This is a genomic window from Paraburkholderia sp. SIMBA_030 (genome assembly GCF_046535245.1).
In the GTDB taxonomy this organism is placed as follows: domain Bacteria; phylum Pseudomonadota; class Gammaproteobacteria; order Burkholderiales; family Burkholderiaceae; genus Paraburkholderia.
The window spans coordinates 1-253 of record NZ_JAWRXB010001108.1; the positions used below are offsets into that span (position 1 = coordinate 1).

Here is a 253-nt window from a genome sequence, read left to right on the forward strand (position 1 = left end):
CGCCCGACAAGGACATAATGCTCCTTGAACAACGTCCTGCGGCGCAGCCCTTCAGGCGCCTCGTCGGCCGTGTGAAACGCAAGATCGAGCTCGCCAAATTCACATTGCCTTGCGATGAGCCGGGGCGCGACCTGCACAACGCTGAGTCGGGCGCTGGGTGCTGATTCGCGCAGCAGGGGAAGTGCGGGAAGCAGGACCGTCGCCTCGCTGTAATCTGTCGCCGCAATCTTCCAGGTAAGGATTGCGCTGGATG

The 253-nt window shown here is 62.1% G+C and carries 1 protein-coding gene; it reads right to left on the reverse strand.

Going from position 1 to position 253, the window contains the following annotated elements:
- Positions 1–253 (reverse strand): LysR substrate-binding domain-containing protein (locus SB772_RS43445; RefSeq protein WP_410838954.1); only part of this gene is annotated, 253 nt, incomplete at both ends.